Annotated in this window: 20 protein-coding genes; 12 read left to right on the top strand and 8 right to left on the bottom strand. The window is 55.4% G+C overall.

Annotated elements, in window-relative coordinates; all coding sequences use genetic code 11:
* Positions 1-38 precede the first annotated feature (38 nt).
* From ACR0DY_RS17595 to ACR0DY_RS17585, 3 genes are all read right to left on the bottom strand, one after another.
* On the bottom strand, positions 39-740 hold the full coding sequence (locus ACR0DY_RS17595) for a response regulator transcription factor (protein WP_480483716.1): 702 nt from the start codon (positions 738-740) through the stop codon (positions 39-41).
* Complete coding sequence (locus tag ACR0DY_RS17590) at positions 740-2,635, bottom strand: PAS-domain containing protein (RefSeq protein ID WP_480487482.1); 1,896 nt, start codon at positions 2,633-2,635, stop codon at positions 740-742. The genes ACR0DY_RS17595 and ACR0DY_RS17590 overlap by 1 nt, the downstream gene beginning before the upstream one ends.
* A gap of 201 nt (positions 2,636-2,836) precedes the next feature.
* Positions 2,837-4,375 (bottom strand): alkaline phosphatase family protein, encoded by a 1,539-nt coding sequence (locus tag ACR0DY_RS17585; protein ID WP_480547013.1) that lies wholly within the window; start codon positions 4,373-4,375, stop codon positions 2,837-2,839.
* A 257-nt stretch (positions 4,376-4,632) separates the two neighbouring features.
* On the opposite strand from ACR0DY_RS17585, the gene ACR0DY_RS17580 reads away from it, so the two are divergent.
* The 4 genes from ACR0DY_RS17580 to ACR0DY_RS17565 are packed head-to-tail and all read left to right on the top strand — an operon-like array spanning position 4,633 to position 8,549.
* Positions 4,633-5,757 (top strand): ABC transporter permease, encoded by a 1,125-nt coding sequence (locus ACR0DY_RS17580; RefSeq protein ID WP_480483714.1) that lies wholly within the window; start codon positions 4,633-4,635, stop codon positions 5,755-5,757.
* Position 5,758: 1 nt separating this feature from the next.
* Positions 5,759-6,574: an ABC transporter ATP-binding protein gene (locus ACR0DY_RS17575; protein WP_480483713.1), complete on the top strand. Its 816-nt coding sequence runs from the start codon at positions 5,759-5,761 to the stop codon at positions 6,572-6,574.
* Positions 6,575-6,579: 5 nt separating this feature from the next.
* Positions 6,580-7,896: an MlaD family protein gene (locus tag ACR0DY_RS17570; RefSeq protein ID WP_480487477.1), complete on the top strand. Its 1,317-nt coding sequence runs from the start codon at positions 6,580-6,582 to the stop codon at positions 7,894-7,896.
* Positions 7,893-8,549 (top strand): ABC-type transport auxiliary lipoprotein family protein, encoded by a 657-nt coding sequence (locus tag ACR0DY_RS17565; RefSeq protein ID WP_480483711.1) that lies wholly within the window; start codon positions 7,893-7,895, stop codon positions 8,547-8,549. Before ACR0DY_RS17570 ends, ACR0DY_RS17565 begins: the two co-directional genes overlap by 4 nt.
* Before the next feature lie 85 nt (positions 8,550-8,634).
* On the opposite strand, the gene ACR0DY_RS17560 is transcribed toward ACR0DY_RS17565, so the two are convergent.
* Positions 8,635-10,215 carry an FMN-binding glutamate synthase family protein gene (locus tag ACR0DY_RS17560; protein ID WP_480487475.1) on the bottom strand — a complete coding sequence of 527 codons (1,581 nt, stop codon included), beginning with the start codon at positions 10,213-10,215 and terminating at the stop codon, positions 8,635-8,637.
* A gap of 251 nt (positions 10,216-10,466) precedes the next feature.
* On the opposite strand from ACR0DY_RS17560, the gene ACR0DY_RS17555 reads away from it, so the two are divergent.
* Complete coding sequence (locus ACR0DY_RS17555) at positions 10,467-10,835, top strand: fluoride efflux transporter FluC (RefSeq protein ID WP_480483709.1); 369 nt, start codon at positions 10,467-10,469, stop codon at positions 10,833-10,835.
* Positions 10,832-11,194 carry a fluoride efflux transporter CrcB gene (crcB, locus tag ACR0DY_RS17550; RefSeq protein ID WP_480483708.1) on the top strand — a complete coding sequence of 121 codons (363 nt, stop codon included), beginning with the start codon at positions 10,832-10,834 and terminating at the stop codon, positions 11,192-11,194. The genes ACR0DY_RS17555 and crcB overlap by 4 nt, the downstream gene beginning before the upstream one ends.
* Before the next feature lie 200 nt (positions 11,195-11,394).
* Here the strand turns inward: crcB and ACR0DY_RS17545 are convergent, their stop codons facing one another.
* Positions 11,395-12,012 carry a TetR/AcrR family transcriptional regulator gene (locus ACR0DY_RS17545; protein ID WP_480773673.1) on the bottom strand — a complete coding sequence of 206 codons (618 nt, stop codon included), beginning with the start codon at positions 12,010-12,012 and terminating at the stop codon, positions 11,395-11,397.
* A gap of 145 nt (positions 12,013-12,157) precedes the next feature.
* Between ACR0DY_RS17545 and ACR0DY_RS17540 the strand changes: the two genes are divergently transcribed.
* The 5 genes from ACR0DY_RS17540 (at position 12,158) to mtnA (ending at position 17,153) form a co-directional block, all read left to right on the top strand.
* The gene (locus ACR0DY_RS17540; RefSeq protein WP_480898811.1) at positions 12,158-13,087 is read left to right on the top strand and encodes an AEC family transporter; all 930 of its coding nucleotides are present in this window, start codon (positions 12,158-12,160) and stop codon (positions 13,085-13,087) included.
* Between the two features lie 102 nt (positions 13,088-13,189).
* Entirely contained in the window at positions 13,190-14,023 is an 834-nt protein-coding gene (gene fghA, locus ACR0DY_RS17535; protein ID WP_480506971.1) for an S-formylglutathione hydrolase, read from the top strand.
* Positions 14,024-14,026: 3 nt separating this feature from the next.
* The gene (gene sthA / locus ACR0DY_RS17530; RefSeq protein WP_480547021.1) at positions 14,027-15,484 is read left to right on the top strand and encodes a Si-specific NAD(P)(+) transhydrogenase; all 1,458 of its coding nucleotides are present in this window, start codon (positions 14,027-14,029) and stop codon (positions 15,482-15,484) included.
* Entirely contained in the window at positions 15,481-15,936 is a 456-nt protein-coding gene (locus tag ACR0DY_RS17525) for a YaiI/YqxD family protein (protein WP_480547023.1), read from the top strand. Before sthA ends, ACR0DY_RS17525 begins: the two co-directional genes overlap by 4 nt.
* Before the next feature lie 122 nt (positions 15,937-16,058).
* Positions 16,059-17,153 carry an S-methyl-5-thioribose-1-phosphate isomerase gene (mtnA, locus tag ACR0DY_RS17520; RefSeq protein WP_480547025.1) on the top strand — a complete coding sequence of 365 codons (1,095 nt, stop codon included), beginning with the start codon at positions 16,059-16,061 and terminating at the stop codon, positions 17,151-17,153.
* 62 nt (positions 17,154-17,215) lie between these two features.
* On the opposite strand, the gene ACR0DY_RS17515 is transcribed toward mtnA, so the two are convergent.
* Positions 17,216-18,451, bottom strand: a complete 1,236-nt coding sequence (locus ACR0DY_RS17515; RefSeq protein WP_480547027.1) for an MFS transporter — start codon at positions 18,449-18,451, stop codon at positions 17,216-17,218.
* 149 nt (positions 18,452-18,600) lie between these two features.
* On the opposite strand from ACR0DY_RS17515, the gene zapE reads away from it, so the two are divergent.
* Entirely contained in the window at positions 18,601-19,659 is a 1,059-nt protein-coding gene (gene zapE / locus ACR0DY_RS17510; RefSeq protein WP_480547029.1) for a cell division protein ZapE, read from the top strand.
* A 60-nt stretch (positions 19,660-19,719) separates the two neighbouring features.
* Here zapE and ACR0DY_RS17505 read toward each other — a convergent pair whose 3' ends face one another.
* Positions 19,720-20,994: a bifunctional folylpolyglutamate synthase/dihydrofolate synthase gene (locus ACR0DY_RS17505; protein WP_480483699.1), complete on the bottom strand. Its 1,275-nt coding sequence runs from the start codon at positions 20,992-20,994 to the stop codon at positions 19,720-19,722.
* Positions 20,991-21,923: an acetyl-CoA carboxylase, carboxyltransferase subunit beta gene (gene accD / locus ACR0DY_RS17500; RefSeq protein ID WP_209597255.1), complete on the bottom strand. Its 933-nt coding sequence runs from the start codon at positions 21,921-21,923 to the stop codon at positions 20,991-20,993. The genes ACR0DY_RS17505 and accD overlap by 4 nt, the downstream gene beginning before the upstream one ends.
* Between the last annotated feature and the right edge of the window lie 56 nt (positions 21,924-21,979).

Here is a 21,979-nt window from a genome sequence, read left to right as displayed (position 1 = left end):
AAGAAATTCAGGTTCACACTCTGGCCAACAGAGCGTCGCTATTTCCAGTCGACATCCCCTAAAAAAATATACCCGGCACCGTAAATCGTTTTGATCAGGCGCGGATTCTTTGGGTCTTCTCCAAGTTTCGTACGCAACCTGGAGATTCTGACATCCATAGCACGATCAAAACTGTCGCCGGCCGCACCGCCCAAGGACTCCTGCATCTGCCCCCTGCTGATCAGCCGCTTGGGGCTTTCCAGAAACAGACGCAAAACCTCGCCTTCTGCATGGCTGAAAGGTGTTTCAGCCCCTGACCCGTCTTCCAGAACATACCGATCAAAATGCGCAATCCAGCCGTTGAATTCCGCCCTGTCCGATTGTGATGTCCGACCGCGCGGCGCGCGCAACCTGGCCCGTACCCGGGCTACGACCTCGGTGGGGTCAAACGGCTTGGTAATATAGTCATCTGCGCCAAGCTCCAGCCCTGTCACACGGTCCTGAACCTGCGCCCGGCCGGAAATAATGATCACTGCTGCACCCTGTTCCAGCGCCAAGCGATGAACAAGCGCCAGCCCGTCGGTATCTGGTAAGGACAGGTCCACAAGGCAGACATCAGGGGTTACTCGATTAAGGGATGCTTCAAACTCTCTGGCACGGGAAAAACTCTGCGTTCTGAAACCGGCATCCTCCAGCGCATCCGTCAGAATGCGCCGAATTTCGGGTTCGTCGTCGAGAATGGTCACCATTGGTTGCGACATCAGGCGGCCTCGGCTTGGATGAGAGCGGACAATTGGGCCTGTGAGAACGGTTTACGCAAAACAGGTGCCAAAGCAAGGGCCCGTTGATGCAGCGGATCTGAATTTGGCAGAGATGTCATAAGGATAAGCGGCAACCCCGGTTTCAACTGTTCAAGGATATCCAAGCCTGTACCGTGTCCTTCCAAACGGATATCGGACAAGACCAGCGAAATGTCCTTCACACTTGATATCAAGGCTAGTGCTTCATCAACTGAATTTGCTTCAATGACGGTAAAGCCCAAATCCACCAGCATGTCCCGAAACTGCCCGCGCAGGTCTTCGCTGTCTTCAACCAACAGAACCAATCCGTCCTGCGCCGGAGGAGCGGGCCGAAAAGGCAAACGCATGACAACTGAGGCCCCAGATGGCGTATTTCTTAGATTCAGATCGCCACCAGCAAGCTTGACCGTATCATAAACCATCGGCAGCCCCAGACCCGAACCGTCGCTCCCTTTTGTTGTGAAAAACGGGTTCAGCGCTTTTTCAAGCGCCTCGGGTGAAAACCCCGGCCCAGTGTCGGAAACCGTGACTTCGATCCAGATCTCACCAATGGCATGTGCACTGATTGTGATCTGGCCCGTGCTCCCGCAGGCATCCCTGGCATTCAGAACCAAATTCAAAAGCGCATCCTGAACCATACCCGGATCAAGCATCAATGTCTGTTTTGGCAAGGTGTTTACGACGGACAGGCCCACACCGCGAGGCAGCGAGGGCGTCGCCAGAATCCTCAGGTCTTCCAACAATCCCCCGATGTCAGTGGCCTGCGGTTGCGGCGTTCGGTTTCCAGTCATGTCGGCGATCCGGTTCAACAGCTGCCCGCCCCGGCGCGCCGTTTGTTGAGTTGCGGCCACAAGTTCCTGCGCGCCATCCGGCAAATCCATCTTGTCGAGGCGGGACTGCATCCCAAGGATGATAGTGAGCAGATTGGAGAAGTCATGGGCAAGCCCGCTGGTCATCTGGGCAGCCATCGCCCGGCGGCGGGTTTGCTGTAATGCAACGCGTGCCTGTGTCTCTTCGGTGATGTCCACCGACATCACGTACACACCCCCTGCCCCATCTGGCGTAAACGAAACCCGAATACGGCGGGAATCCTGATCTTCAGTGAACTCAAAGACCGACGGCTCTCCGCTATAGGCCTTAAGCAAATGGGCCTGAACCCGTTCAAAGGCGGCCGTGCCTAACGCTTCAGAAATATGAAGTCCCAGAATATCGGACGGACGCCCGGGCATGACGGCGCTCAGGCGGCGGTTCGAGTAATCGTAACGGCCGTCGCTGTCCAAATGCGCGATATGAGCCGGCATCATCTCGGTCACCATACGAGTACGCGCTTCGATTTCGGTCAGTTCCCGCTTGGCCTCTTCAAGCGCCGCGATCGTGGCCGCAAGTTTGCGGTTGGTTGCGGACAGTTCTTCCGCGTGGCTCAGCAACTGTTCCGACAGTTCCTCTGACCGCGCCCGCAACAGGTTTTCCGCCCGCCGCGTGCCGGTAATATCCGTGTAGACCGCGACCCACCCGCCTTGGGGCAGCGGCGCGCCTTCAATTGAAACAACCTGCCCATTGGGGCGCACGCGCTCCATGTAGTGGGGCTCAAACGCCAAGGCTTGCTGGACACGCAGATTGACCATTTCCTCGACACTTTCATCGTCGCCATACTCACCGCGGCTGGCAAGAAAGTGGATCGTGTCGCGAAACAGAGCGCCCCTTTGAACCAGCTCATCCGGCAAACCGAACATTTCCTGGAAGCGGCGATTGCTGAGCACCAGTTGCAACTTGCTGTCATAAATGGAAAGCGCCTGACCGATCAGGTTCAGCCCGGCGGTCGTCATCGCCTTGATACGCTTTTCGGTTATGTTCAAGTTGGTCTTCTCCACGGCTCATGCGTAGCATCAGAAATCACGCGCGGGTAGTGGAATTGAGAGGAGGCGTTTCGGACTCTGCCTTCGTTCAAGTGCTTTTGCCAATCCGCGAATGCGCAAAGAGAAATACGTCGACACACCTGCCCGTGACCGAGTGCCCGGTATAGTTAGAATAGATGAACGTTGACAAAAAACCGCGTTCTAAGATGTGTATCTGGGGCGGGATTTTGCACCCTCAGATGTGATCGAATGCAAGGACAATGTGTGGTCCATATTTTTCATCCGGTGGCGCAACATCTGTCGGCTTAACCGTGCGAGGTCCGTTGCAAAATCTGGATTCTCCGCGACGTTCTCGAATTCGCCCTTACCTTGGTGGTCGAACAGGATCGGGGGCAGATCGGCAGCGAACTCGACCAGTGTGAACCGTTCATCCCGCAATATTCCCAAACACGAGTCGCTGTTACCGGTCCCCAAGTCTTGCTGCCACAGCGTAGGGTTTTCAGGTTCTGAAAAATCAAGTTCACTGAAAGAATAGTCGCGCCAATCGTCTGGGATATTACCCCGCAACAATGGCAGCAAGGACCGACCATCCATAGCGTTCGGAACAGCCTGACCAATCCAGTCCAGTATGGTCGGAGTGACATCCACGGACTCGGTTGGAACGGTGATCTTGCTTCCCGCCATAGCTTCATTCCCGGGCAAACGGATCATCAGCGGTGTGTGATACGCTGCGTCGTAGACCGTCATTTTGCCCCAGCTGTGTCGATCCCCCAGCATTTCACCATGATCGGCGGTGATAACCAGCAATGTATCGTCGTATTGCCCGCTGTCCTTCAGGTACTGGACAACACGACCGATGTGGTGATCAACCTCGGTCGCCAGACCCAGATATATAGCACGCAAGGTGCGAATGTTTTCGTCCGTAGGTTCAACGTCATCGAAACCGTGAACGAATTTTTTCGCGCTAAAGGTATCCAGCTTTGGTCCAAAGAACGGGTGCACTGCTTTTTCTGCTGCTGCGCTTGGCAAGCAGTGCGGCAGAGGGATATCCGCCGGGTCATACATGTCATTGTACGGGGCCGGTGCGACCAAGGGCGGATGCGGGCGGATATAGGTCAAATGGGCGAACCAACCCTTTCCACGATGCGGCGCGATCCCATCAAGAAAGGCATCTGTCAGAAAAGCTGTATCGCTGTCTTCCGCCCGATACAGCGCGGGATCATTCAGCCGCGGGTGTCCACCGTCGGGCGAAACGGGCTTGTAGACATCCCAGTACTTTTCGAACTGGTACCCCTTTTTCATCAGATGCGCTTGCCAAGGATATGATTCTTCAAGGCGCATTTCGACAACTTCAACAAACCCGGTCATCGACTGTTCGTAAGACTTGAGGTCAGGGTCATTGGGATCATGGACGCGCGGGTCGGCGGAGGTATCTGTGTACCCAAACAACATTGGCAAGTAACCAGCTTTGCGCATCTCCGTGGCGATGTTTGGGGTATCGTGCCGTAACGGCGTTCCGTTTCTTACCGACCGATGATTCATCGCATATTGACCGGTCAGAATCGATGCGCGCGAGGGACCACAGGGATTGGTGACCGAAAAATGGCGGGTAAAGGTCACGGCCTCATCCATAAAAGCCCGCAAATTCGGAAGGTTCATATGGTCTGCCAAGGCCCCGGACAGGCAATCCGCTCTAAGTTGGTCGATGATGACAAACAAGACGTTCTTGGTCTGATGCATACCGACTTCTCCGATTCCGCGCCGTAACAAACAACGCGGAATGTGTATTGCTTCCCGCCATAGCGCAACCGATTTGTCGGTCAGGCAAAGGCGTGCTATCCCGACAAAGTTGTTGTGCGACAACCTCTGGCATGCACCTGTTCAGCATAGCTCCAATGCGACGGTCGGCGTGACGTCAAGGCCATCCAGCGCGGCAAAAAGAAGTCCAATGGCACAAAGCCATTGCGGTCACTGAATGTTTCACTTCACATGACCTCATGACGCAGCCTTCGATAATCTCAGAACACGATTCCAGCGGTACTCGTGTACGCATATCCGGAGAGCTGCTCACGCAATCGCTGCAAACCGTTGAACAAGGTTTTGCCTCTGTCCGCCCAACCGGAGACAGGCTTGTTCTCGATCTGTCCGAGGTCGAAGCCCTGGATACCGGCGGTGCCTGGCTGATCGCGGACCTTGGCAAACGCTTCACGTCACAAGGTGCAACACTTGAATTTCAAGGTGTGAAACCGGCACATGCCACTCTGATAGATACTGTAACCCGCAGCATACCCGACGAACCCGGTGAACTTGATAAACCGCGAAGTCTGTTGGATTTGATCGCACAGATGGGTCACATCACCGTAGGTGCCTGGCGGGATACGCTTTCCATCCTCGAATTTCTGGGTCTGACACTGCATCGGCTGTTTCGTACCATTGTCATGCCATGGCGACTTCGCAAGGCAGCGCTGGTCACACACATGGAAGAGACCGGGTTCAAGGCACTGCCAATCGTGGCCCTTATGGGGTTTCTGATCGGTGTCGTACTAGCATTTCAGGGCGCGACCCAACTGAAGCAATTTGGAGCTGAGATATTCGTGGTCGAGCTGATCTCGATCTCGGTTCTGCGTGAATTGGGCATATTGCTGACGGCTATAATCGTTGCCGGGCGCTCGGGTTCTGCATTCACTGCGTCAATCGGCTCGATGAAAGTGCAGGAAGAAATCGACGCAATGCGAACGCTGGGTCTGGACCCGATCGAAGTACTGGTCATTCCGCGCGTTTTGGCCTTGTTGATCATGCTACCCATATTGGGTTTTGTCGCCGATATGGCAGGCCTGTTTGGCGGTGCCTTGATGAGCTGGATCGACCTGGGTGTAAGCCCCGGAATGTTTCTTACCCGTTTGAAGGAAAACACCGACGTCTGGCAATTGGCAGTCGGTCTTATCAAAGCTCCGTTCTTTGCGCTCGTCATCGGCGTTATCGCCTGCTGGCAGGCAATGCAGGTCAAGGGGTCCGCCCAAAGTGTCGGTCAACGTACGACAGCATCAGTTGTTCAATCCATTTTCATGGTGATCGCAATCGACGCTTTGTTTTCGATCTTCTTCTCAGAGATCGGGATATGACATGACCGGGGATACACCACAGCCATCAGCTGCCGCGACTAAAGGTCGTGAGGCTGTCATTCGTGTACGCGGGCTCCGAACTCAGTTCGGTACCCAGGTGGTACACGAAAACCTGAATCTTGATGTCTGGAAGGGAGAAGTTCTGGGAATCGTTGGCGGGTCGGGCACCGGTAAATCCGTATTACTCAGAACTATCGTAGGGCTGAACAAACCCGCCGCCGGAGAAATCGAGGTGCTGGGCGTCGATGTTCTGAATGGTCCGGAAGATGATCGTCGCAGAATCGAACGCCACTGGGGCGTTGCTTTTCAGGACGGGGCACTGTTTTCGTCGCTGACCGTGCTCCAAAATGTGATGGCTCCTTTGCGGGAACACACAGGTCTCAGCGAAAAACTGATGGAGTCTCTGGGTGCATTGAAGATCAGCCTCGTGGGTCTGCCGCAGCTGAGTTGCGGCAAGTTTCCGTCAGAACTGTCGGGTGGCATGCGCAAACGCGCCGCGCTAGCACGAGCGCTTGCCCTTGACCCCGAGATCGTTTTTCTGGACGAACCGACCGCAGGATTGGACCCGATTGGCGCAGCCGCGTATGATGAGCTGATCGGCGAGTTGCAGCAGGCACTTGGGTTGACTGTTTTCATGGTCACCCATGATCTGGACAGTCTATACGCGATCTGCGACCGCGTTGCAGTGCTTGCAGAAAAGCGTGTGCTGGTTGAAGGTCCGATTGAGGATATGACCAAGGTCGACCATCCTTGGGTACAGGAATACTTCACAGGCCCCCGCGCCCGCGCGGCGCAACAGAAGGGGCAAAACAGGTAAAGGCAATGGAAACCCGGGCGAACTATATTCTGATCGGCGCGTTTACCCTTGCGGGGTTGTTGGGCGCATTCGGCTTTTTCCTGTGGCTCGCCAAGTTTGAGATCACGCGCCAATACGCTTATTACGATGTACTATTTGACAATGTCGCAGGTCTGTCGGCAGCCGGCGGCGTGAACTTCAACGGCCTGCCGGTCGGGCAGGTCGTTTCCTTGCAACTGGATGAAAATGATCCGTCAAAGGTTCGGGTGCGGATCGAAGTGGACGCAGACATTCCGATAACCAATGAGACAATCGCGCAGCTTCAGTCACTTGGCGTGACCGGTGTTGGCTATGTTGAACTGACCGGCGGATCGGCTAACGCTGAACGATTGCCACAAAAGAGTGTTATCAAGAGCAAACGCAGCGCAATTCAATCCCTGTTCGAAGGCGCGCCAAAAGTTCTGGATGAAGCCGTGACACTTTTGGAAAACCTGAACAAAGTCGTCGATGATAAAAACCGGGAAGCTGTGAGCGGTATTCTGGACAATCTTGCTTCGGCTACGGGTAAACTGGACAAGACACTGACAAGTTTTGAATCCGTCGCAAATGACATCGGCAGCGCTGCGCAGGATATTGGCGCGTTTTCAAAGCGGCTGGACCCACTGATCGAAACTGCGCAAACAACGCTCAAGACCGGCACGGAAACATTGGAAGCCGTCAAAACGGCATCCGGGTCCGCCAAAACGGCGCTGGACGAAGCTAAAACAACCCTTCAGACGGCGGACCGCATTTTGCAGCAGGACGTGAAGCCTTTCATCGAGCGAGGCTCGCAACTGGCTGAACGATTGACCGTTCTGTCTGATGAAGGCAGCATCACCCTTGGAATTGTAAACGAAACCGTGATGAACGCCAATACGACGCTTGGTTCGATTACTACGGCCATGGAGTCCGCCAAGGGGGCGCTGGCTTCGGCAGAATCCGCTTTTGACTCTGCAAATCGTGTCATGGAGGAAGACGTGGCACCTGTTGCGGAAGATGTCCGGAAGGCGGCCAATCAGGTGACTGAAACTGTCGCGGGCATAACGGAAAAGATCGACCAGATCTCGGACGACGTCCTGAGCGCGTCAAATTCCGCGTCCGAATTGCTGGGAACCATCGACGGCATTGTTCAGAGCAACCGCCGACAAGTGTCAGACTTCCTGCGGGTCGGGTTGCCTCAGTTTGTTCGTTTCATCGAAGAATCCCAGCGTCTTGTTATCAGTCTGGATCGCCTCGTAGACAAAGTTGAACGCGATCCGGCACGTTTCCTTCTGGGCACCCAAGCATCGGAGTTCCGTCAATGATCAAGCCTGCACTTGCAATGTTGATGGTCGCGTTGTTTGGCGGCTGCGCTGGTCTGGGCACGTTGCAACAAGCGGCGAAACCAAATGATTTGTATCTGCTGACCCCAAAAAGCACGTTTTCCTCCGCACTGCCCAGGATTGAAAAGCAGATCGTCGTTCAGGAACCCACGGCAACTGCCGCAGTGAACACGGACCAGATTGCCATTCAGCCCACCTCGTTGCAGGTTCAATATTTGCCCCGCGCCCGCTGGGTGGATCGCGCGCCCTTGATCGTTCAAACCTTGTTGGTTGAAAGCTTTGAGAACTCGGGCAAAGTCGCAGCTGTTGGACGCTCAACCGTTGGCCTGCGGGCCGATTATGTAATAGCCCCGGACCTTCGAGAGTTTCAGGGGGTCGTGATCGAAAATACCGAGAACGGAGCCAATATTCGCGTCGAAGTTCGTATTAACATCAAGGTGATCGACGAATACGAAGATAAAATCGTTGCATCCAGCTCGTTCCAGGAAAACGTCGTGGCGGCAAGCGATCAGACGCCGGATCTGATCAACGCGTTTGACCTGGCGTTGGGGCGCGCGATGAGAGATTCTGTTGAATGGAGCATTCGCAAGATCAATACCCACGTGGCAAACAACCCGCGATCCATTCCCAGATAACGAAAGTTGCATAAGACGGCGGAAAAAGCGGGCAACTACGGCCGCGCTTTCACATGCCCAATCATCGCGCTACCCAATGTGGTTTTCAGAATTGTGCGGCCGAAGCTCGGTTCCAATCATCTGCAAATTCTTCGGGAATGTCGTCCTTTAACAAGGCACCGTCCTCCAGATAAATATAAAGCTCGGCATAGGTACGCTCATGCTCGTCCGCAGTTCGGCGCAGGATATCACGGGGATGTAACTCGGACGCTTTTTCCTTGCCCATCGCGCCCAAAAGCTCGCGGAAACTTTCCAGTGTGGCATCGTGATAGCGATGAACACGCCGGCGTTTCTGCGGCACGTTCACAGCGCGCCCGCGGATGGGATCTTGTGTAGCCACCCCTGACGGACAACGGTTTGTGTTGCAATGCAATGCCTGGATGCAACCCACCGCAAACATCATCGCGCGCGCAGAGTTGCACATGTCGGCACCAAGCGCCAACTTCTCGACCATGTCATAACCGGTCGCCACTTTTCCGGAACAGATGATCCGGATCTTGTCACGCACTCCGACACCGCGCAAACAGTTGCTGACAAAGATCAAGGCTTCGTTCAGGGGCATACCCAACCGGTTGGTGAATTCCACCGGGGCTGCGCCCGTGCCCCCTTCTGCCCCGTCAATTGTGATGAAATCCGGCAAGATACCCGTTTCAAGCATTGCTTTACAGATCGCCATGAATTCGGACGGCCTGCCGATGCACAGCTTGAACCCGACAGGTTTGCCGCCTGACATTTCTCGCAGGTGCTGGACAAAATGCATCAAACCTGTGGGCCCATCGAAGGCACTGTGGGTGGGCGGAGAAATCACATCCTGATGTTCGGGCACTCCCCGTATCTCGGCAATCTCGGCATCGACTTTGGCAGCAGGCAGAACACCGCCATGGGCGGGCTTTGCACCTTGAGACAGCTTGATCTCAATAGCCTTGACCACGTCCCTTCCTGCCTTTTCGGCAAACTTGTCCTTGTCAAATCCACCAGCAGGGGTCCGGCACCCGAAGTAACCCGTCCCGATTTGCCAGATGATGTCCCCGCCTTCGGCCAGATGATGCGGTGACAGCCCACCCTCTCCGGTGTTATGCGCGAACCCCCCATCCTTGGCTCCTCCGTTCAGCGCGCGGATGGCATTGGCGCTGAGCGCGCCAAAGCTCATGGCAGACACATTAAGGCGTGAGGCGCTGTAGGGTTGCGTACATTGCGGACCCCCCAGCACTATGCGTTCTTCACTTTTGTCTACATGTTTGGGGGCTAGTGAGTGGTTGGCGCGATGATACCCGGTTTCCGTAATGTCGTATTGCGTGCCGAACGCCTGTGTGTCCACCTGCCCCTTGGCCCGAGAATAAACCAGCCCTCGGACAATCCTGTTGAAAGGCCGTCCGCTTTCGTTGGTTTCCACAAAATATTGGCGAATTTCCGGGCTTACAAATTCCAGCATGTACCGGAAATGCCCAAGAACCGGGTAATTGTTCAGGACGTTATGCCTGGTCGTCAGAACATCATAAAGACCGATGATCGCGTACGGCACCAAAATGATCAGAAGCCAAAGCGCATGAGACCAGAAGAACCCAAGGATCAGAACCACCGGCAGACAGACACAGCTCAGAAAAAAGAAAATTCTGCGTACAATCATGTTCCATACTCCTTGTGTTATTATCGGGCTGATGAGCCATGCTGTCAGAACTCAACGTGAAACAGATTGAAATTTTATTTCAAGTGCCCGCGGAAAAATGTCTGCTGAGGGACGCAAACGTGAAATCATGTTACGAACCTCCCAACTGTTGAACCCGGTGCAACCGGCGGATAAATCACGCTTAACGGACGACAAAGGGCCGATCCTTGGCAAACACACAATCCCACCTCTGGCGTGACCGAAAAAGCGTGATGTTTCTGTCCGTCTTCGCAGGCGGTGCGCTTGGGTCGTTGTTGCGTGAGGCGTTTGCACTAGAGATCCCAGGCCTAAGCTTTCTCACCTCGACTTTTGGCATCAACGTAGTCGCCTGTTTTGTTCTGGGCTCGCTATATTCCGTGCGCCATAAGGTGCACGCGCATGTTCTGCATCTTGGCGCCGTCGGGTTTTGCGGTGGATTGTCGACCTTTTCGTCTTTTGTTGCAGATCTTGAACGAATAGCCGACGGCGGCCTATGGGTAACGTCCCTGGCAATCGGGCTTGAAGTTTCATTTGGCCTTGCTGCCGCGCTGTTTGGTGAAAGACTTGGACGGCATTTTCATTCCGAAAAGACGCCGTCATGAGCGAAGTGTATCTTCATTCCATGTTCGCGTTGGGCGGAGGTCTGGGGGCTGTGATGCGCCATTGGCTGGCGCTGAAGATTCGGCACGACTTGCCACTAGCAACCTTGCTCGTAAATGTGTTGGGTAGCTTGCTGCTGGGGATCTGGGTTGGGTTTTTAGGAGGTCCAGTAGACATTCCAGAGGACCAAAAACGCCTTGTTTTCGGGTTTTGCGGTGGTTTTACAACATTCTCCAGCTTTGCCTACCAATCGCTCGAACTTCACCGCGAGCGCACATTGCTTTTGGCAGCAGGCAATATTCTGATCAGCCTTGCTCTGTGCTGGTTTTCTTTCTGGCTTGGCCTGTTGCTAACGAGCTAAAGTGCATCAAGCTGGGCAACAAGTTTGAACGCTGACCTGCTTTTCTTTCCGGCCAATGTTGGGTCCCAAGCCACGCCAATAGTTCGACAAATAAAGAGTTTGAAAAGACTTATCGCAGTAAGCTGAACTGCATCGAGTGTTCTGGTGTGTGAGCAATGGCCTGTATCCCTGATCCGGATATGGGCCATTTCTTTCTTGGATCAGACCCCATACCGGGCAAGAAACATGTCCACGGCTTGTGTCGCTACTTCAGCGATTTCTTCATTGCTGAATGAATTCTGAATTCCAAATGCAGCCCGGGTCCAGATCCGTACTTTGCAAAGCTCGGAAAACTGCTCAGCCGCTATTTGGACATTTTCAACTGCTAACTCACCTTTAGCCACGGCTTTTTCAAGGTATTCTGCCATTTGACGCTGGCCGTTTTGCGGCCCCGCTTCGTAAAATGCGCGGCCAAGTTCCGGAAACCGGTCTCGTTCGGCAACACAAATGCGGAAAACCTGCTGCGCGAAATCTGAAACCAGAAACGCCGTCAACTGTGTGGCCGCGATCATCAAAACTTCTCGTGCGGGTTTGGTCTCGTCGATCATCGCGACGACCCGTTCGGCCATAAGACAGCATTCCGTTTGTGCAACTTCCATGAACAAAAGGCGCTTGTCCGGAAAATAGCTGTACAAGGTTGCTTTTGACACTCCAGCCGCGCGGGCAATGTCATCCACGCTTGCGCCCTCGAATCCGTCCGCCATGAAAACCTCTCGGGCCCCGCGCAAAACCTGATCAAACTTTCGGCCTGTGCGCAGGATGGTGGCGGTCTGGGTCATGTCATCTCCTCGATCAATACCTGTCACAGTTTATAAACCGTTCGGTTCAGGTACAAGGATTCTCGTATTCCCTTTAACTCTGACCTCGCCCAATTTGGGGTGTTGAGCTCTTGCGACGGTTCTAAACCGTGCTAGGACTTGGCCCATGGCCGATATCTTTTTGCGTACACTTCCCTTTTTTGCAATCATCGGCCTTGGCTTTTGGGCTGGGCGCACACGGTTCTTTACGGCCGAAGCAACCGCATACCTGACCAAGTTCGTCTTCTTCTTCGCGCTGTCGGCAATGCTTTTTCGATTTGCGGCGACCCTACCCTTTGCAGAGATTTTCAACGCAAGACTGATCTTCGGTTATCTCATTGGAACCGCTGCTGTTTATGGCATAGCAACTTGCGTTGCGTGGATACGCGGCCTGGACGTGCCTACTTCGGCGGTTGAGGCACAATGCGCTGCTATTGGGAACGTTGGCTTTCTTGGCCTGCCGATGCTCGCGCTGCTGTTCACCGAAGCCGCTATTGGCCCGGTCATGCTGGTTCTGACCGTAGATCTGGTTGTATTCTCGTCTCTGATCGTGATCCTGATCAACGGTGGGCGTGACGGAAGGCTGACGCCAGCCACTTTCAAACTGATTGGAATGGGTCTGCTCAAGAACCCGATGATTGTCTCGATCTCTGCCGGGCTCGTCTGGTCATCCCTGCAAATCCCGGTTCCCGATCCGTTGAACAGCTTTCTTGACATTCTAGGTGGTGCCGCAACCCCCGGAGCACTTTTTGCAATCGGTGCGTCCCTTGCTGGCAAATCCGCGGAAAGAATTCAGATCGCGGCCTGGTTGAGTTTCTGCAAACTAGTGCTCCACCCGCTTTTCGTAGCAATCACCCTGATCTGGCTGATCCCGATCGAAACATTCCCGGCAAGCGTTGCAATTGCAGCAGCAGCTCTGCCCGTAGCAGGAAATGTCTATATGCTGGCCGCGCATTACGGCATTGCCCCACAGCGCGCCTCGGCTGCTATTTTACTGTCGACGCTCGTCAGCATTGTCACCATACCACTTGTTATTGCGGCTCTAGGTACCCCCTGACCTTCACCCTTTTAAAAATACTCACTCCAAAGGCACTCGGACTTTACGCCGGGTCCGTGGATCGTTAGCCATGTTGCGACTCTAGAATAAGGACGATGCCTGATGGAAACCCTTTCGGAAAATGCCTGTTTCGGCGGAGTGCAAGGCGTGTATCGACATGCTTCGTCGGCATGCCAATGCGACATGACGTTTGGCCTTTTTCTTCCGGCCGAGGCGAAAGATGGCCCGGTTCCGATCTTGTGGTATCTGTCTGGTCTGACCTGCACCCATGAAAACGCGATGACAAAAGCCGGCGCACAAGCTTGGGCTGCGGAACAAGGCATTGCGGTGGTATTTCCCGACACTTCGCCACGCGGTGAAGGTGTTGCGGATCACAACGACTACGATTTGGGCCAGGGCGCTGGGTTTTACGTGAACGCCACGCAGGAGCCTTGGGCACCGCATTTCCGGATGTGGGATTACATTGCCGACGAATTGCCCGCCTTGCTGTTCGAAAACTTTGCCATCGACAGCGAACGTCAGGCCATTACGGGTCATTCCATGGGCGGGCATGGCGCATTGACACTGGCCATGAACCTTCCGGGACGGTACCGCTCGGTTTCGGCCTTCGCACCCATCGCGAACCCGACGGGCGCTGACTGGGGGCGCAAACAGCTGGGCGCGTATCTGGGGGATGATGAATCCCTTTGGGCCAAACACGATGCTTCCCTGTTGATGAAAGAAACCGGTTTCGACGGCCCCATCCTGATCGATACGGGCACCAATGATCAGTTCATGGACCTGCTGCGCCCAGAAGCGCTTGCCCAAGCCATCGCAGAGCGTCGCCAGCAAGCAACCTTCCGCCTCCAGCCGGGGTATGACCATTCGTATTTCTTCGTATCTACCTTCATGGAAGATCACATCGTTTTCCACGCCGAAGCGCTGTACGGAGACTGAGATATGAGCAAATACGACTATGATCTGGTCATCATCGGGTCCGGGCCTTCGGGGCGTTCTGCGGCCATTCAGGCTGGCAAGCTCAAGCGACGGGTTCTGGTGATTGACCGAAAAGACCGTTTTGGTGGGGTGTCCGTTCACACCGGAACTATCCCATCCAAGACATTGCGCGAAACGGTTCTGAACCTGTCGGGCTGGCGCGAGCGCAGCTTTTATGGCCGTTCCTATCGGGTCAAGGACCAGATCCGCGCCGAAGATCTGAAAGCCCGCCTGCACATGACCCTCGATCACGAGGTCGATGTGTTGGAACATCAGTTCAACCGGAACCACGTCGATACTCTGGACGGTTTAGCCAAGTTCGTCGGGCCACATGAAGTGGAAGTCGCCACCGATGCCGGAGAGACCACACGTGTAACGGCCGCCAAGTTTTTGATTGCGACAGGAACCAAGACCTACCGCCCCGATTATGTTCCGTTTAACGGCAAGACCGTGGTCGATGGCGACGAGTTTCTGGAAATGGCGGAAATCCCGCGTTCACTGGTTGTTATCGGTGCCGGGGTCATTGGGGTCGAATACGCCACGATGTTCTCGGCACTGGACGTTCGGGTGACGCTGATCGAGCCGCGGGATACGTTTCTGGACTTCATCGATAGCCGCTTGATTCATGATTTCACCCATCAGATCCGCGAAAACGGTGTTGATCTGAGGTTGGGATCGGCTGTCGAAAAGATTGAAGATGCGGGCGAGCATGTGGAAGTGACCCTTGAAAACGGGCGCCACGTGCGGGCGGAAATGCTGCTGTTTGCAGCCGGGCGCATGGGCGCAACATCGAAACTCAATCTGGATTCAGTTGGACTGGAAACCGATCACCGCAATCGGATCAAGGTAGACCGCAAGACATATCAGACCGCGGTTCCGCATATCTATGCGACCGGGGATGTGATCGGTCACCCTTCGCTGGCCTCGACTTCATTACAGCAAGGGCGTGTGGCTGCCTGCCATGCGCTCGAGACACCTACACTGCCGGAAAGCCCGTGGTACCCCTATGGCATCTACTCGGTTCCCGAAATTTCCACCTGCGGCATGTCCGAGGAAGAACTTCAGGAGCGTGGCATTCCCTATGAGGTTGGCGTGGCCCGATTCCGCGAAACCTCGCGCGGGCATATCATGGGTCTGGAACACGGTATGCTGAAGATGCTGTTTTCGCTTAAAACCCGCCGTGTCTTGGGCGTGCAGATTGTGGGCGAAGGTGCGACCGAACTGATCCACATCGCTCAGGCGGTGCTGAACCTGAAGGGCACTGTCGATTACTTCGTTCAAAACACGTTCAACTATCCAACTCTGGCCGAGGCTTACAAGATCGCCGGGCTGGATGCTTTCAACCGGATGCCGATCCCGGAGGAATTCAAGGTGCGGAAGAAACCTGCTGAACCAGAGAAAAAAGAGGCCAAAAAGGCGTGACAACGCTGTATGTCGATGGCGATGCCTGCCCTGTAAAGGCCGAGGCCGAACGGGTTGCAACACGACACAAGGTGCCTATGGCACTGGTGTCGAATGGCGGTCTTCGACCGTCAGCAAACCCGCTTGTACAGGTCATCGTGGTCTCGGAAGGTGCTGACGAAGCCGACAAATGGATTGCAGAACGCTGTGGCGCTGAGGATGTAGTTGTGACCTCCGATATCCCTCTGGCCGCGAAATGCGTCGAAACAGGTGCCCGAGTTTTGCGCCCCAACGGCGAGGCCTTTACGGCAGCCAACATTGGCCAGCAATTGGCGATGCGTGATTTGATGGCTGACCTGCGGGCCGCCAATCCATTGGGGGCCGGAGGCGGCGGCCGACCGTTCAGCAAAGCAGATCGTTCGAGGTTTCTGGATGCGTTAGAGCGGGAACTTCGCGCAGCGACCCGAGGGTAAGTGCAGTCACCGGCAAGCTAAAATGCCAGACGGTAACCAGAAACGCCCGTTTACAAGCCCGCCGAAAGAACGCAGGCTGCGAAAGACTTCTGATCAGGCTATTCGCAAACGGAGACCGAATTATGAAAGTACAGGGTGCTCATTACCGGTCGATTTGGTGGGACAAATCGGCAGGTGAGGTTCGGATTATCGACCAGCGTTGGCTGCCCCATGACTTTCGGGTGGTTGCCCTGAAAACGCTGGATGAATTTGCGACAGCGATCCGCGACATGTGGGTCAGGGGTGCGCCACTGATTGGTGCAACAGCCGCGTTTGGAATTGCCGAACAGATGTCCCGTGACAGCTCTGACGCTTCGTTCGATGCCGCATATGACGTATTGCACGCGACCCGGCCAACGGCAATCAACCTGCGATGGGCATTGGACAGATGCCGCGACTCGCTGATGCCACTTGCCCCAAGTGATCGTGCTGAACGGGCCTGGGCACTGGCACAGGAGGTTGCAGACGAAGATGTTGAGATCAATGCCTCGATAGGTCGCCACGGGCTGCAACTGATCAAGGAAATTGCAGCCCGAAAGCCCGCAGGTGAACCGGTCCGGCTATTGACGCATTGCAACGCCGGTTGGCTGGCGACGGTGGATTGGGGAACGGCGACAAGCCCGATGTATCACGCGCATGACGCGGGCATTCCGCTTCATGTCTGGGTGGATGAGACCCGGCCACGAAATCAAGGGGCGCTGACATCCTGGGAGCTTGGTGAACACGGCATTCCCCATCGTTACATCGTGGACAATGCAGGCGGTCACCTAATGCAACATGGTTTGGTTGACGCCGTCATCACCGGTACAGACCGGACCACGGCACAAGGCGACGTCTGCAATAAAATCGGCACCTACCTGAAAGCCTTGGCGGCGCGGGACAATGGGGTTCCGTTTTATGTCGCCCTGCCCTCGCCTACGATTGACTGGACGGTTCGGGATGGAGTGTCGGAAATCCCGATCGAAGAACGCGATACAAAAGAAGTGACCCATGTCATGGGCGTGGATGGACAGGGGGATATTGCCGATGTTCGCGTCACCCCGAACGGGACGAAAGGTGGCAATCCTGCCTTTGATGTCACACCCAACCGGCTGGTGACGGGGCTTATCACCGAACGCGGCGTCTGTGCCGCCTCGGCCGAAGGCCTTGCAGGATTGTTTCCGGATCGAGTCGGCTAGATTAACACCCCACACGGCGTTACCGCTGGCACGCGCACGTAGGTCGAGCGCGAAACGTCACGTCAGGCGGGGACTGCCAGACGGTTCTCTCGGATAGGTAGATGAACGATGGCGCTGAAGGCCCCTATTGCCACACCGATCCACCAGACCAGGGCATAGTCACCATACTGGTCATACATACGCCCCCCCAGCCAGACGCCCAGGAAGCTGCCAACCTGATGGCTGAAGAAGATTATGCCATAGAGTGTTCCCATGTAACGCAAACCATAGAGGTGCGCGACAAGACCCGACGTGAGCGGAACGGTGGCCAACCAAAGCGATCCCATCACCAGCGAGAATGTAATGACGGACAGCGGCGTTATCGGGAAAACGATGAACAATGCCGCAGCAAGTGTCCGACCGGCATAGACCGAGGCCAGCAGGTATTTCTTAGGGAAATGATTACCTGCCCAACCCGCCAATAGAGTCCCGGCGATATTGGCCAAACCAATCAGTGAAATCGATACCGCGCCAAGTGCTGACGTGGATGTGATGCCGATGGAATACAGCACGCTGCCGGGTTCGATCGGGCCGCACATTTCGGTTACGAATGCCGGAAAATGAGCGGTGATAAATCCAAGCTGGTAACCGCAGCTGAAAAACCCAATAAATATCAAAGCATAAGAAGGATCTCGGAACGCCTTCCCCAGAATTTCTCCCATGCTTTCTTGCAACTCTGCCTTTGAAGCTGGTTGAGGCGCCCGCATGAAAGGCAAGGTCAATACAAGCGCAAGAATGGCAGCGGCAAACACGACGAAGACTTGTTGCCAGGGCAAGAATGACAGCAACCACTCAGCCGTCGGCGCGCCCAGAACCTGCCCGAAACTGCCCGCAGCAGTAACGATGGCCAGCGACATGGACCGGTTTTCATCAGAGGACGCGCGACCGACCACAGCCAAAACCACACCGAACCCGGTGCCAGCAATGCCAAACCCAACCAGCCACGCATAAACCTGATGCTCGAGCGGTGTGACGGACCAAGCCGACAGAACCAGACCAGCAGCATAGGTCAAGGCGCCGAGGATAATGGCCTTTCGGTCTCCTACTTTCTCAGCGATAGCTGCAAAGATCGGTTGACCGATGCCCCAAGCCAGATTCTGGATTGCAATCGCCAATGAGAAATCCGTGCGCAGCCAGCCAAATTCACTGGCGACCGGAATCTGAAACACGCCGAAAGACGCGCGCACGGCAAAGCTGACCGTGATGATGATGCATCCAACGATCAGGATCGGGTTCAACATGCGGGTGGGTTGCGGCATTGCGACCTCGGGTAGTTTGGTTCGACGGACCGTACTGCATTTACGAGTCGCGTCAATTCAACAGATTTGCGGTCACGGATAAGCAAATTTGATACGTCAGGGAAATGTCTTCTTTTCAACGGGCTGGGTCACGGGTAAGGCTCTGGGTCATGACGGATCTGATTTCGCACTACGAAGCCCGCGTCTCGGATGGAACTCTGACGCGTGACGACGCTCAAGAAGCCGTTTTGCCCCAGTTTGAGCGCATCCGCGCGGCACTGGCCGAGCCGGTAAAACGAGGGTTTTTCCGCAAGGCTCCACCGCCACCCAAAGGCCTGTACTTGTGGGGCGGCGTCGGACGCGGTAAATCGATGCTGATGGATATGTTCGTCGACACGCTGGGTGAAATCCCCGCACGGCGCGTTCACTTTCATGCCTTCATGCAGGAAATCCATGCCGGAATGCACAAGGCCCGGAAAGAGAACGTCGAAGATGCGCTGGCACCCGTGGCAAAGGAGGTGGTGAAATCCGTCCGCCTGCTGGCCTTCGACGAGATGCAGATCACTGACATTACGGATGCGATGATCGTCGGCCGTTTGTTTGACCTGCTGCATGAAGGTGGCGTTGTTGTCGTGACCACGTCGAACAGGCATCCGGACGCGCTGTATAAGGATGGGTTGAACCGGCAATTGTTCCTGCCTTTTATTGCCCATATCAAAGACCAGTTGCAGGTATGGGAACTGGTATCGCCCACGGATTACCGTCAGAACAGATTAGAGGGGGCTCCGGTATATTTTACACCCATCGGACCAGAAGCGCGGCAGAAATTACGGGATGTCTGGAAAGATCTTGCAGGCGGACCTGCCGATCCGTTGATATTGCAGGTCAAAGGCCGCGCTGTCGAACTGCCCGCATTTCGCAACGGGGTTGCACGGGCTTCGTTTTATGACCTGTGTGGCCGGATGCTGGGACCGGCGGACTATCTGGCTATCGCAGAAGCAATTAAAGTGTTGGTGCTTGAGGATATCCCCCGTTTGTCGAGAAATAACTTCAATGAAGCCAAGCGCTTTGTCATCATGATTGATGCGCTCTACGAGGCAAAAGTTCGGTTGATCTGCTCGGCTGCGGCAGAGCCCGAGATGTTGTATGTCGAAGGAGAAGGCACCTTTGAGTTTGAGCGTACTGCATCGCGCCTGCGGGAAATGCAGGACCAGAACTGGGGGAAGTAGGGGCTCTGCCCCCGTCGCGCTGCGCGCGCCTCCCCCGGAGTATTTGCGAAAAGATGAAGCTTAACCGTTTTCGCGCAGGATGTTTCCGGCAAGATAAAGGGAGCCGCAGATCAGGACACGCGCCTGTGGGTCTTTGTCCGTGATTGTCTTCAACGCTTCCGAAACACTTGCAGCGACTGAAGAAGGCAGGCCAACTTTGGTGGCAGCGGCGGCGGTTTCTTCGGCGCTGAGCGTGGCCGCCTCGCCCGGTATGGAGACGGCGGTCAGGCTTGCAACCTGTCTTGACAGTGGCGCGAGGTACCCAGTCACGTCTTTCGTGTTGAGCATACCGCAGATTATGTGCGTAGGGCGTTGCGGCATCTTTGCCAGCACATCGGCAAGCGCGATGCCTGCGGCCGCGTTATGCCCTCCATCCAGCCACAGTTCGACCTGGGGGGCTTGCTCGGTCAGCGGGCCGGTTTTGAGACGTTGCATACGCGCGGGCCAATTGGCATTGGACACGGCAGCCTCGTAGGCAGTGTCACCCATTGAAAGATGACGCAGAACCGCCAAGGCAGCACCGGCATTTTGGAACTGATGTGCACCCAGCAGGTTGGGGAGCGGCAGATCACGCAACCCGGTTTCGTCCTGATAGATCAAGCACCCGTTTTCTTCATGAACGTGCCAATGCTGGCCATGTATAAGCAGCGGTGCGCCCAACCGGGCGGCTGTGTACTCGATCACCTCCAGTGCCTCGTCTTCCTGCGGGCCGACGATGCATGGCACACCGGGTTTGATAATTCCCGCCTTTTCGGCGGCAATCTTTCCCAAAGTGTCGCCCAGATACTGTTCATGATCGATTGAAACAGGCGTAATGACTGTCACCGCCGGTTCATCAATCACATTTGTTGCGTCCAGCCGTCCGCCGAGACCGACTTCAAGCAGAGTGTAATCTGCTTTGCAGCGAGAGAAGGCCAGCAAGGCAGCGCAGGTTGTGATCTCGAAATACGTGATGTTTTCGCCGCCATTCGCCGCGTAGCACTCATCCAGAACCGCAGTCAGGTCGGGTTCTGAAATCAGTTCGCCCGCCAACCGGATACGTTCGTGAAATCGCGCCAGATGGGGCGAGGTGTAGGCATGAACGGAACGCCCTGCCCCTTCCAAGCCCGCCCGGATCATGGCCTGGGTCGAGCCTTTGCCATTGGTCCCGGCAATATGGATAACCGGTGGCAGCTTGAGCTGCGGATTGTCCAAGGCGGCCAGCAATCGCCAGACGCGATCCAAGGTCAAATCAATGATCTTGGGGTGTAGCGCCATCATCCGGTCGAGGATGGCGTCAGATGTCTTGGTGTTCATTTTTTCCCGGTCTCTTCGGCCTGCGCGACCTTGGCCGTTTCATCCGGTGTCGGTGCTGGCAGGTCACCTTTGATCGCCGGCGGTTGGTTCATCAGCATCCGGGTGATGGTGATCAGTTCGTCACGCATCTCGGTACGTTTGGTGACACGGTCCAGCATCCCGTGATCCAGCAGGTACTCGGCCCTCTGGAAGCCGTCGGGCAGCTTTTCGCGAATCGTCTGCTCGATAACTCGGGGACCGGCAAAGCAGATCAGCGCGTTCGGTTCCGAGATGTGGACATCACCCAACATCGCATATGACGCCGTCACACCACCGGTGGTAGGATGGGTCAGCACAACGATATAGGGCAGATTTGCTTCTTTCAGCATTTCGACGGCCACGGTTGTGCGCGGCATTTGCATCAGGCTGAGTATACCTTCCTGCATCCGCGCTCCACCCGCTGCCGAGAACAGGATCAGTGGGCGCTTTAGCTTAACCGCTTCTTGAGCGGCTGCGATGATCGCGTTGCCCACATACATGCCCATTGATCCGCCCATGAAGGAGAAATCCTGCGCTGCTGCAACGATAGGCGTGCGTCCGATTTCGCCTTTGGCAACCAGCATCGCCTCTTTTTCGCCGGTCTTTTTCTGCGCCGCTCGCATACGCTCGGGGTATTTCTTCTGGTCGCGGAAATGCAAGGGATCTTCTTTTGGCGCTGGCACTGCAACCTCAGTGAAAATTCCGCCGTCGAACAGGTGATTAAACCGCTCGCGTGGGGTAATCGCCATGTGATGGTCACATTGGGTACAGACGTTCTGATTTTCCGCTAGTTCACGATGAAACAGCATCGTTCCGCACTCGTCACATTTCTGCCAGAGGTTTTCGGGCACTTCGCGGCGAGAGAAGATCGAGTTGATCCGGGGGCGGACGTAGTTTGTGATCCAGTTCATGTCGGAACCTTGGCTTGTGCGGTGTTGACGTCAAATAAGACGCCACGGGAAGAAAT

It is taken from the genome of Ruegeria sp. O6 (genome assembly GCF_056535045.1).
This window is presented reverse-complemented; position numbering and strand designations above follow the sequence as displayed.

Excerpts from the sequence above, each read along its gene's own strand:
- fghA (WP_480506971.1), top strand. The coding sequence starts at position 13,190 with ATGGAAACCCTTTCGGAAAATGCCTGTTTCGGCGGAGTGCAAGGCGTG.
- mtnA (WP_480547025.1), top strand. The coding sequence starts at position 16,059 with ATGAAAGTACAGGGTGCTCATTACCGGTCGATTTGGTGGGACAAATCG.
- ACR0DY_RS17565 (WP_480483711.1), top strand. The coding sequence starts at position 7,893 with ATGATCAAGCCTGCACTTGCAATGTTGATGGTCGCGTTGTTTGGCGGC.
- zapE (WP_480547029.1), top strand. The coding sequence starts at position 18,601 with ATGACGGATCTGATTTCGCACTACGAAGCCCGCGTCTCGGATGGAACT.
- ACR0DY_RS17570 (WP_480487477.1), top strand. The coding sequence starts at position 6,580 with ATGGAAACCCGGGCGAACTATATTCTGATCGGCGCGTTTACCCTTGCG.
- ACR0DY_RS17555 (WP_480483709.1), top strand. The coding sequence starts at position 10,467 with ATGTTTCTGTCCGTCTTCGCAGGCGGTGCGCTTGGGTCGTTGTTGCGT.
- ACR0DY_RS17515 (WP_480547027.1), bottom strand. The coding sequence starts at position 18,451 with ATGCCGCAACCCACCCGCATGTTGAACCCGATCCTGATCGTTGGATGC.
- sthA (WP_480547021.1), top strand. The coding sequence starts at position 14,027 with ATGAGCAAATACGACTATGATCTGGTCATCATCGGGTCCGGGCCTTCG.
- ACR0DY_RS17505 (WP_480483699.1), bottom strand. The coding sequence starts at position 20,994 with ATGAACACCAAGACATCTGACGCCATCCTCGACCGGATGATGGCGCTA.
- ACR0DY_RS17560 (WP_480487475.1), bottom strand. The coding sequence starts at position 10,215 with ATGATTGTACGCAGAATTTTCTTTTTTCTGAGCTGTGTCTGTCTGCCG.
- ACR0DY_RS17580 (WP_480483714.1), top strand. The coding sequence starts at position 4,633 with ATGACGCAGCCTTCGATAATCTCAGAACACGATTCCAGCGGTACTCGT.
- ACR0DY_RS17585 (WP_480547013.1), bottom strand. The coding sequence starts at position 4,375 with ATGCATCAGACCAAGAACGTCTTGTTTGTCATCATCGACCAACTTAGA.
- ACR0DY_RS17595 (WP_480483716.1), bottom strand. The coding sequence starts at position 740 with ATGTCGCAACCAATGGTGACCATTCTCGACGACGAACCCGAAATTCGG.
- ACR0DY_RS17540 (WP_480898811.1), top strand. The coding sequence starts at position 12,158 with ATGGCCGATATCTTTTTGCGTACACTTCCCTTTTTTGCAATCATCGGC.
- accD (WP_209597255.1), bottom strand. The coding sequence starts at position 21,923 with ATGAACTGGATCACAAACTACGTCCGCCCCCGGATCAACTCGATCTTC.
- ACR0DY_RS17545 (WP_480773673.1), bottom strand. The coding sequence starts at position 12,012 with ATGACCCAGACCGCCACCATCCTGCGCACAGGCCGAAAGTTTGATCAG.
- crcB (WP_480483708.1), top strand. The coding sequence starts at position 10,832 with ATGAGCGAAGTGTATCTTCATTCCATGTTCGCGTTGGGCGGAGGTCTG.
- ACR0DY_RS17575 (WP_480483713.1), top strand. The coding sequence starts at position 5,759 with ATGACCGGGGATACACCACAGCCATCAGCTGCCGCGACTAAAGGTCGT.